This window comes from Hoeflea sp. (assembly GCF_039975035.1).
Lineage (GTDB): Bacteria > Pseudomonadota > Alphaproteobacteria > Rhizobiales > Rhizobiaceae > Hoeflea.
The window spans coordinates 1-9,673 of the sequence record NZ_JBDWHW010000147.1 but is presented as its reverse complement, the minus strand read 5'-3'; the positions used below and the strand labels follow the sequence as shown (position 1 = coordinate 9,673).

Annotated in this window: 9 protein-coding genes; 6 read left to right on the top strand and 3 right to left on the bottom strand. The window is 59.3% G+C overall.

Translation table 11 applies throughout. The annotated features are described in order from the left end of the window. Nucleotides 1-45 precede the first annotated feature (45 nt). From ABJN75_RS12905 to ABJN75_RS12890, 4 genes are all read left to right on the top strand, one after another. Nucleotides 46-2,607, top strand: coding sequence for an FAD-dependent oxidoreductase (locus ABJN75_RS12905; protein ID WP_348440002.1), 2,562 nt, complete (start codon nt 46-48; stop codon nt 2,605-2,607). A 56-nt stretch (nt 2,608-2,663) separates the two neighbouring features. Then, on the top strand, nt 2,664-3,497 hold the full coding sequence (locus tag ABJN75_RS12900; RefSeq protein ID WP_348440001.1) for a DUF1194 domain-containing protein: 834 nt from the start codon (nt 2,664-2,666) through the stop codon (nt 3,495-3,497). A gap of 98 nt (nt 3,498-3,595) precedes the next feature. Further along, the gene (locus ABJN75_RS12895; protein ID WP_348440000.1) at nt 3,596-4,441 is read left to right on the top strand and encodes a response regulator; all 846 of its coding nucleotides are present in this window, start codon (nt 3,596-3,598) and stop codon (nt 4,439-4,441) included. Between the two features lie 147 nt (nt 4,442-4,588). Then, entirely contained in the window at nt 4,589-5,356 is a 768-nt protein-coding gene (locus ABJN75_RS12890) for a response regulator (protein WP_348439999.1), read from the top strand. A 14-nt stretch (nt 5,357-5,370) separates the two neighbouring features. Here the strand turns inward: ABJN75_RS12890 and ABJN75_RS12885 are convergent, their stop codons facing one another. Both ABJN75_RS12885 and ABJN75_RS12880 read right to left on the bottom strand, forming a co-directional pair. Further along, nucleotides 5,371-6,372, bottom strand: a complete 1,002-nt coding sequence (locus ABJN75_RS12885; protein WP_348439998.1) for a GlxA family transcriptional regulator — start codon at nt 6,370-6,372, stop codon at nt 5,371-5,373. A gap of 117 nt (nt 6,373-6,489) precedes the next feature. Beyond that, nucleotides 6,490-6,678, bottom strand: coding sequence for a hypothetical protein (locus ABJN75_RS12880; RefSeq protein WP_348439997.1), 189 nt, complete (start codon nt 6,676-6,678; stop codon nt 6,490-6,492). 118 nt (nt 6,679-6,796) lie between these two features. Between ABJN75_RS12880 and ABJN75_RS12875 the strand changes: the two genes are divergently transcribed. Both ABJN75_RS12875 and ABJN75_RS12870 read left to right on the top strand, forming a co-directional pair. Next, nucleotides 6,797-7,702, top strand: a complete 906-nt coding sequence (locus tag ABJN75_RS12875) for a LysR family transcriptional regulator (protein ID WP_348439996.1) — start codon at nt 6,797-6,799, stop codon at nt 7,700-7,702. Nucleotides 7,703-7,821: 119 nt separating this feature from the next. Continuing rightward, a complete protein-coding gene (locus tag ABJN75_RS12870) occupies nt 7,822-8,187 on the top strand; it encodes a hypothetical protein (protein ID WP_348439995.1) in 366 nt (121 codons plus the stop codon). Nucleotides 8,188-8,200: 13 nt separating this feature from the next. Here ABJN75_RS12870 and ABJN75_RS12865 read toward each other — a convergent pair whose 3' ends face one another. Beyond that, a complete protein-coding gene (locus tag ABJN75_RS12865) occupies nt 8,201-9,391 on the bottom strand; it encodes an MFS transporter (protein WP_348439994.1) in 1,191 nt (396 codons plus the stop codon). Between the last annotated feature and the right edge of the window lie 282 nt (nt 9,392-9,673).

The window sequence follows — 9,673 nt, the reverse complement described above, 5'->3', positions numbered from 1 at the left end:
GACAGATCCTAAATTCTGCCCCAGACGCAATCAGGGTGGAAGACAATGGCAGGGTTTCCGAAACAGGCAAAGGTCGTCATCATTGGCGTGGGCGGCATTGTCGGCGCCTCCATCGCGCATCATTTGATCGAGCGCGGATGGGACGACATTGTCGGCATCGACAAATCCGGCGTGCCAACCGATATCGGATCGACGGCCCATGCATCCGATTTTTGCTACACCACATCCCATGACTATCTGTCGGTCTGGACGACGCAATACTCGATCGATTTCTTCGAGAAGATGGGACATTACGCCCGCATCGGCGGTCTGGAAATCGTTCGCACTGGCGACGATGCATGGATGGAAGAAATCAAGCGCAAGATTTCCTCCGGCAAGGCCTTTGGCACGCGCGCCAGCTTTATTGGTCCGACCGAGGTGAAAACAAAATTCCCGCTGGTCGAAGAGGAAATGGTCGCCGGAGCCTTGTGGGATCCGGACGCCGGGCTTGTCATTCCGCGCTCGCAGACTGTTGCCGGAAAGCTCGTCGATGCGGGCGAGAAAACCGGAAAATTGAACGTTTTCGCCAACACTCCAGCCCAGTCGCTGATCGTCGAGGGCGGCCGGATCAAGGGCGTCGTCACCCATCGCGGCACCATCATGGCCGATCATGTTGTAGTTTGCGCCGGCATCTGGGGCCGTCTGATCGCCGAAATGGTTGGCGAGGATCTGCCGGTCATGCCGGTTGATCATCCGCTGACCTTTTTCGGTCCCTACAATGAATTCGAAGGCACCGGCAAGGATATCGGCTGGCCGCTGATGCGCGACCAGGGCAATTCAGCCTATATGCGCGACACGGGCGACCCGAAGACCGCCGAGGGTGGCCAGATCGAGTGGGGCTACTACGAGACCGACAATCCGCGCCTGTGCCATCCGCGCGATATTCTGGAAAAGAACGAGGCGCGGCTGTCTCCCTCGCAACGCGATCTCGACATGGAGCAGATCATCGAGCCGCTCGAGCGGGCAATGGAGCTCACGCCTATCCTGGGCGAGCTCGGCTACAATGAAAGCCACTCCTTCAACGGCCTGCTGCAGGTGTCTGCCGCCGGAGGCGCCTCCTGCGGTGAAAGCCAGAAGGTGCGCGGGCTTTGGTATTGCGTTGCCATCTGGGTCAAGGATGCGCCGGGTTATGGCAAGCTGATCGCCGACTGGATGACCGATGGCCGTACCGAGATCGACCACAACTCGATCGATTACGCGCGTTTCTATCCGCATCAGATGACCGAGGAATTCATCGAAAACCGCTGCTATGAAGCAGCGCAAAAGATCTATTTCCCGGCCATCCATCCGCGCGAGCCTTATGCGAAGAGCCGCGGCGTCAAGCGTTCGCCGTTTCATGAACGCGAAGTTGAGCTTGGCGGCCATTTCATGGAGCTTGGCGGCTGGGAGCGGGCGCATGGTTATGCGGCCAACAATCATCTGCTTGAGAAGTTCGGCGACCGGGTTCCGGTGCGTGCCAACGAGTGGGACAACCGCCACTTCTGGCGTGTGTCGAATGCCGAGCACCTGCAACTGTCCGAAGACTGCGGCATCATCAACCTGTCGCACTTCCACATGGTCGACATCGAAGGGCCGGATCACGTTGATCTTATGGAGTGGCTGTGCGCCGCCAAGATCGGTGGCGATGGCAATATCGGCAAGGGCATCTATACCCACTTCCTTGATGACGAGGGCATGGTGCGGGCCGATTTCACGGTGATCCGCATGGCTGACCGCTGCAGACTGATCAATGGTGCGGACGCCGGGCCACGCGATCTCCACTACATGCGCCGTGTGGCCGACGACAATGGCTATGATGTCAGCATCACCGATGTCACCGAGTCCTACACCACCATCGGCATCTGGGGCCCGAACGCCCGCGAAACACTGAAAAAGGTGGTGGCTGATCCGGCTGGACTTGACGTGGAAAACTTCGCCTTTGCCGCCATCAAGCCGATCGAGATTGCCGGCAAAACGGTGTCCGCCTTCCGGCTCTCCTATGTCGGGGAGCAGGGGTGGGAGCTGCATATGAAGTTTGAGGACGGCCTGGCCGTCTGGGATGCGCTTCGGTCAACCGGTGTCACGCCGGTTGGTGTCGAAACCTACGCAAATTCCCGCCGCATGGAAAAGAGCCTGCGGCTGCAGAACGCCGATCTTCTGACCCAGTACAATTTGATCGAAGCCGATCTGGCTCGCCCCAAGGTCAAGGAAGCCGATTTCCGCGGCAAGGCCAAACATATGGAATACAAGGCGCGTGAACATCAGCCGGCCATGCTGTGCACGCTGGTGATGACCGACAATGTCGACGCCAAGGGCGTGGCCCGCTACCCGGTCGGCGCCATGCCTGTGATCGACCCGGAGACGGGCAAGACGCTTGTCGATGAACTCGGCCGCATTTCCTACACGACTTCGGTCGCCTTCGGACCCACCATCGGCAAGAATATCGCGCTGGCCTATCTGCCGTGGCAATACTGCCAGGTCGGGCGCAAGCTGGGTATCGAATATTTCAGCGAAACCTATCCGGTTGAAGTGGCGGCCGTCGGCTACAAGCCGCTGTACGACCCGGAGAACCTCAAGCCGCGGAGCTGATCCCCGGCAGCGTAAAACCGGCTTCGGACTACCATTCTGTCATGCTAGACTATGCCATGGCACGATGGATCACGGCGGTCATGACGGTGTCGGGTTTGCTTGCGGCCCTGCAGGGCGCGCAAGCCCGCGAGCCTGTCGATGTGGCTCTGGTTCTGGCCGTCGATGTGTCGCGCTCGATGTCGCCACGGGAGCTGACGATCCAGCGTGAGGGCTATGCCGCAGCGCTCAATCATCCCGACGTGGTGCGCGCCATCGCCCAGGGCGCTTATGGCCGCATTGCGATCACCATGTTCGAATGGGCCGGGGACAACTCCATCCGCGAGGTTTTTGACTGGAAGCTGGTTGAAACCGCAGTCGACGCGGACCAGCTTTCGGCAATTGTCCGCAAGTCGAGGCCTGTGGCGCAACGGCGCACATCAATTTCCGGTGCGATCCGGCATGCGGTCAAGCGGCTGGATGAGGCGCCGTACGAAGGATTGCGCAAGGTCATTGATGTATCCGGCGATGGACCGAACAACCATGGCGAACCGGTTCTGAGCGCCAGGGAAGCGGCAGTGGCTCAACGCATCGTCATCAACGGATTGCCGCTGATGACCAGCGACGGTCCGGGCGGCGGCTTCAATATTGAAGATCTGGATGCCTATTACTCCGACTGCGTGATTGGCGGGCCGGGGAGCTTTCTGGTGCCGGTCAACAGCTGGGAGCAGTTCCCCGAAGCGATCCGCCGCAAACTGATCCTCGAGATCGGTAGCCTGCCCGCGACGCTGCCCGAGATTGTCCCCGTCCAGGCCTTGCCGGCGCGACCATTCCGGTCGGCGACGGAGCCTTATGATTGCCTGATCGGGGAAAAGATCTGGGATCAGCGGCGATGGATGTTTGACGATCCGTAGGTGCGAGGCGGAGGGCAGATACACCTCCAATGGTTTCAATTGTTAACTGAAATTCAATTGACGCGTGGTTAGCCTTGTCCAGGAAAAGGGGTAGGCGCATGTTCATCGGGCTTTCAGGTATGCAGTATTCCGGCGGATCGCTTGGTGATCACCGTATTCTCGTGGTGGAGGACTCCAATGCGTTCGCCTCCATGATCGGGCAGACTCTGAAAAACAATTTCGATATCGATATCGAGGTGTGCCGCAATTTCGAAGAGCTTCAGCTGGCCTTTGAATACAATGAGCGTCCGATCACACTGGCGATCTCGAACATCAATCTTCCGGGCGCCGAAAACGGCGAGGCATTAAGCTATCTGGCCGAGCTCTCGATTCCGATCATCGTGTTTACCGGCACCTTCCACGAATCCACACGTGAGGGCATACTCGCCCGTGACATTGTTGACTACGTGATCAAGGACAATGTGCTGGCAATCGACTTGCTGGCGGAATCGGTCTGCCGCTTTCTTACCAATCATCGTCACCACGTGCTCATCGTCGATGACAGCGCCACCGCGCGCGCGCTTTTGCGCAGCCGGCTCGAGCGGTTCAATTTCAAGGTGAGCGCGGCCGAAAGTGGTGCCCAGGCGCTCGATATCCTGAAAGTGACCCCGGACATCGGTCTGGTGATCACCGACTACAATATGCCGGATATCGACGGTTTCGAACTGACGCGCCGATTGCGAGCCGTGCGCGGCAGTCATGAATTGAGGATCATCGGCGTTTCTTCCTCCGACAATCGCCTGTTGACGGCGCGGTTCCTCAAGGCCGGAGGCAATGATTTCATGTTGCGGCCTTATGTCGACGAAGAATTCTACTGCCGCGTCAATCAGAACCTGGACACGCTTGACCAGATCAAGTCGGCACGGAGATGGATGGGGAGCCGCGCTGCGGCGAAGGTCGCCTGACCTTTTCAGGGCATTTTTCTCAGTCGTGCGGCCGGTACGCGCGCAATTGGAGTAGCTGCTTTGCCTGGAGTTATCAGAGACAATATCCGCGTCAGTCCTGCCTCCGCGTCAGAACGCCTGCGAGTCCTGCTTGTCGAAGATTCGCGGATGTTCACGTCCGCGCTGAAATACCGGTTCGAAACCGACCTGGGCGTCGATGTCGTGACCTGCAGTTCACTGGCGGAAATGCGGCAAACGGCCACAGGCCCCGATCATGGCTTCTTTGTTGCCGTGACCGACCTCAATTTGCCGGATTCACCGCACTGCGAGGCGCTTGATTATGCGCTTGAAATCGACCTTCCGACCATTGTCTTTACCGGCAAGTTCGATTTCAACACGCGCAAGAGCATCCTCAACAAGAACGTGCTGGACTATGTCATCAAGGACAATGACCGAGCCTTCGATGAAATTGTGCTGGCGGTCGGCAGGATCATTTCCAACCGCGATTTCCGCATTCTGGTGGTCGACGATTCAAAAACCCAGCGCAGTATTCTTTCATCGATGCTGACGGCGCAGAAATTCAAGATTGTCGAGGCCGGTTCAGGCCAGGAGGCGCTCGAAGCCATCGAAGCAAATCCTGATATCAATCTCGTGCTGACCGATTATCACATGGGCGATATGGACGGCTATCAACTGACCCGGAAACTGCGCCGCAAATATTCCGACGACGTGCTGCGCATCATCGGCATTTCAAATTCGAACGATCCGGAACTCTCCGCCAGCTTCCTGAAGGCGGGCGCAAGCGACTTTCTTTACCGGCCCTTCGTCCAGGAAGAGTTCCAGTGTCGCATCGCGCAAAACATCGGCATTCTGCTCAAGATGGAAGCCCTGAAAAAAGCGGCGTCACTGTTGCCGATTGTCGCCGCCTCCGCCTGAGCGCGGGATCCTGGTCAGGCTGCGGTGAGGTATTGCTTGCGCTCGGCGCGCTCCTGCTGCGGCGAACGGTTGTAGAGTTCGCGGTAGCATTTGGAGAAATGCGAGGCGGAGACAAAACCGCAGGCGACCGCCACCTCGACCACCGGCATTGGCGACTGAATCAGCAGATGCCGGGCCCGGTCAAGCCGGATTTCCAGATAGTAGCGTGCCGGTGAGCGGCCCATTTCCTGGCGGAACAGGCGTTCGATCTGGCGTCGCGAGAGACCGGCGTCGTCGGCAATCTCGATCAGCGACAGGGGTTCGGACAGATTGGCTTCCATCAACTCGATGATAGACAGCACCTTGGCATTCTGGACGCCGAGGCGGGCGCGCAACGGCAGGCGCTGACGATCGTGGGCGTTGCGGACGCGATCAGTCAACGCCATTTCACAGATGCGGTTGACCAGCGTGTCGTCATGGTCCTCGCCGATCAGGCTCAGCATCATGTCGAGAGCCGCCGTGCCTCCGGCACAGGTGTGGATGTTGCCATCGATTTCATAAAGATCGGCATACACATTGGCCTTGGGGAAGGCTTCGGAAAAGCCGGGCAGATTTTCCCAATGGATGGCGCAACGCCGGCCCGAAAGCAGCCCGGCTTTTGCCAGTATGTGGGCGCCGGTGCACAATCCACCAATGGCCACGCCGCGATTGTTTTCTTCACGCAGCCAGGCCAGGACGGATTTGTTGTCGAAGCGTTCGACATTGATGCCGGAACAGACGAATACCATGGTTGGCCGGTTTTCACCCGACAGGCTGCGGCGCTCTTCGGCAAGCGAGGTGTTGACTGCGACAACGACGTGGTTCGAGGCCATTACCGGTGCGCCATCATGAGAGGTCAGGCGCCATTTATAACACTCGTAGCCCAGCATGCGATTGGCCAGGCGCAAGGGCTCGATCGCCATGGAAAAGGCGATCATGGAAAAATCCGGAACCATGAAAAAGACGATCGACCGCTTGTGTGTGGTATGTGAGGGCATGCCCATATCCCTGTGCGCGCCCCCAAGGGCTCATGTCGCGATCAGGCCATAAAATTCGTGATTTGTCACTGGTCGAACAGTGGAATTTTTCGGTGTGCGACATGGAGCCTGGCTGTGTCACGATACCGGACGGGCATGGATCTCGCGTTGCGGATTGCCAACTTGAGGGTGGTCCCGGGCGACGGGCCATCCGATGTCCTTGCGCAGTTCGACAGGAAGGTCCTGCAGGACCATTTCCATGGCTGTGCGTTTCTGGTCGGCCCGCCATTGGCGGGCACGGCGGGCAATGTGGGAAAGACCGAACATCAAAGTGTCTCCTTATTCGACGTTGACCAGTCAGACTGGATTGACAACAGCATCGCTCAGGAGCATTCTTCAATCAAACGAAATGAATTGACCTGAACGATCAATGGAATTGAATGATATGAACGCACCTCTCAATCACCCGCTGCTGATGCTGGATCCGGACGTGTTGCGCAGCTTTGTCGCCATTGCCGAAACCGGCAGCTTCACCGCGGCGGCGGCGCGTATCTACCGGACACCGTCGGCAGTTTCCATGCAGATCAAGCGGCTGGAGGAGCAACTGGGGGTTTCGGTGTTCCTGCGTGACGCCCGGAATGTGGCGCTGACCCATGACGGCGAGGTGCTGCTGGGCTATGCACGGCGGTTGATTGCTCTCAACCGGGAAGCGATATCACGCTTTGTCACTTCCGACGTATCGGGCGTTGTCCGGATCGGATCGCCATCGGACTATGGCGAGGCCGTCCTTCCTTCAGTGCTGAAGCTGTTCGCCAAGTCGCATCCCTCGGTGGTGGTGGATGTGGTGATTGACCAGTCCGCCAGCCTCCTCAAGCGCTTTGCGTCGGGCCATATCGATATCGCGCTGGCCAGTTGCATGAAAGACCAGACGCCTGCTCCCGGCGAAGTGATGATGACCGACGACATCGTCTGGGCCGGCGCAAGGGGCGGGCAGGCTTACCTGATGGATCCGTTGCCTGTCTCGATGTGGGATGAGGGGTGCGTGTGGCGGGAGAATGCCCTTTCGGCGCTGGAAAAGGTTGGCCGGGCTTACCGGGTCGCATTCATGACGTCGCATATGGCAGGGCAGAGGGCGGCAATACTGGCCGATCTCGCGGTAGCGCCGTTGGGGCGGAGTTTCATCGGGCCGGATATCCAGCTTCTCGACGAGGACTGCGGACTTCCGGCGCCCGGGGAATATCAACTGCTGCTCAAGGTTGGCGCCGACCCATCGCCGCAGGTCTGTGCGCTCAGCGATCATTTTCGGGCGGGTTTTGAACGTTTCAACCAGACCGGATCGTTTGATGCTTGAGCTGACAGCGCTGGAATGAATATCGGCTGAACGCTCCATTCAGGCAGTGCACAGCAGGATGTGTCTAGTTTGCGAATACCGGCGCATTTCAACACAGCGCTTGTCCGGGAGAGACGATCATGAAAAAATCCATTCACATCGTGCTGGCCGTGGCGGCAGGTTTTGTTGCAACGGCCACCGTTCCGGCGATGAGTTCGGCGTTTACCGCCGGCACGGTAACGGCGATTTCCCCCGACGATGCGCTCAACATCCGCAAATGGCCGGGCGCCAATTCGCAAGTCTTCGATGCCTACGGGCTCAACCAAAGGATCAGCCTGACCGGTCGCTGCAAGAATATCGTCACCAATGTTTCGTTCCGGATCGATGAAGGTGGCAGCGTCGAGTGGAAATACGCGCAGATGAAGAAGGCCTATGTCTGGTGCCAGTTGATGACAGATGACGCTGAGCTCGGCTGGGCGCGCGGCAAATATATCTGGCCAGAGTAAGTTCGGGCTCGCATCAGGTTTCCGAAATTGAAGCGACTGTCTTTTTGGCCCGGCTGCGCGCCAGCGACAGGTGGACCACAATCGCGCCGGCATAGCAGCCGATCAGCAGAGCGGGCAGGCCGGCTGCCGCGCCTGTGGAGGCGATGGCCAGGAGAGCCGGTGTGCCCAGCGCGTTGCCCAGGTTGCCGGTCTGCGCGATGCCGCCATTGGCCAGCGCCCGGTCGGGCAGGGAGGCGTTGAGCTCAGGCACAGCGGCGAAGCTCGCGCCCTGCACCAGGCCCAGGGCGGCAAACAGCGCAATGAACAGCCATGGATCCGGGCCTGCCAGCAGGAACACCAGCACCAGTGCGATGGCGATCGCGAATCCGGTGTTAATGACCGAGACTGCGGTCATGTGCCTGAGCAGCAAGTTACCGAAGGTCATGGAAGACAGGATGCTGGCGAGAGGCATGGCGGCGGTGACAAACGGGCGTGATGCCGGGTCGACCATGGATGGCAGGACAGCGAGCATCGAAACGAATGTGAGAGTGTAGAACAGCCAGCCCAGCGCCGGGGCCGCGATGAACGGTGAGGAATAGACAGAGACATGACGGCGGATGATGTCGCCAGGCGAGGGCCATGGCGGCGCATTGCTGTGGTCCCCGGCGGGTAGCACTGCGGCCAGCAGGGCTGCCAAAACAATCATGTAGACGGCATGGATTGCCGGCAGACCGCTAAGCCCCAAATGTTGAAGGATCGATGGCGCGGCCAATGCCAGGCCGGCGAATGCCACGCCGAAGTAGCTTCCCCACAGGGTGAGCGCCATGCTCTGGCGTCGCGGCGGCGTCAATTGCGCGATCAGGGTCGGGGCGGCGACAACGATTGCCAGATGTGACAGACCTTCCAGCACTCGGCTCGCCAACATCCATTCGAATCCGGGCAGGGTCGCCTGCCAGGCCGAAATGACTGCGCCCAGCATCAGACCCGACAGCAACAGCCGCCGGACGCCAATGTGGATGGCGATCACACCCGCCACCAGCCCCAGCAGCATGCCGACAACGGAGATCAGCGAGACCAGATAGCCCGAAGCCGCACCAGACTGGCCGTAATGAGCTTGCAGTTCGGGAAAGATCACCACGATCTTGGCAAACTGCGCGGCAGCTCCCAGGCCGGCAGCCCAGAGAGCAAGAACAACAAATAGCGGTGATCGGATCAGGGCGGGCACGTCAGACTCGGTAACCCCAACCATGATTCGGGTAAAGAGCCGCGACCGTCCGGCTCACGCGAAAGTGGCTGCAGCAGCTGCACAACCAATTGGATGTGCGGCGCTCTAGATTCTGCATCAGCCGCGGCGCCGCCCTCCGCGCCGACGTCCGGCGCCGGGTTCGATGCCGTCGGCCTTGTCGGTGTCCACCGAGCGCTCGGGAAGTTTGACTACTTCGGTGAGCTTCGGGAACGCATCGACCTTGTTGGGGAACGCCATGGCATTGACGAAATGCTCCTGGAA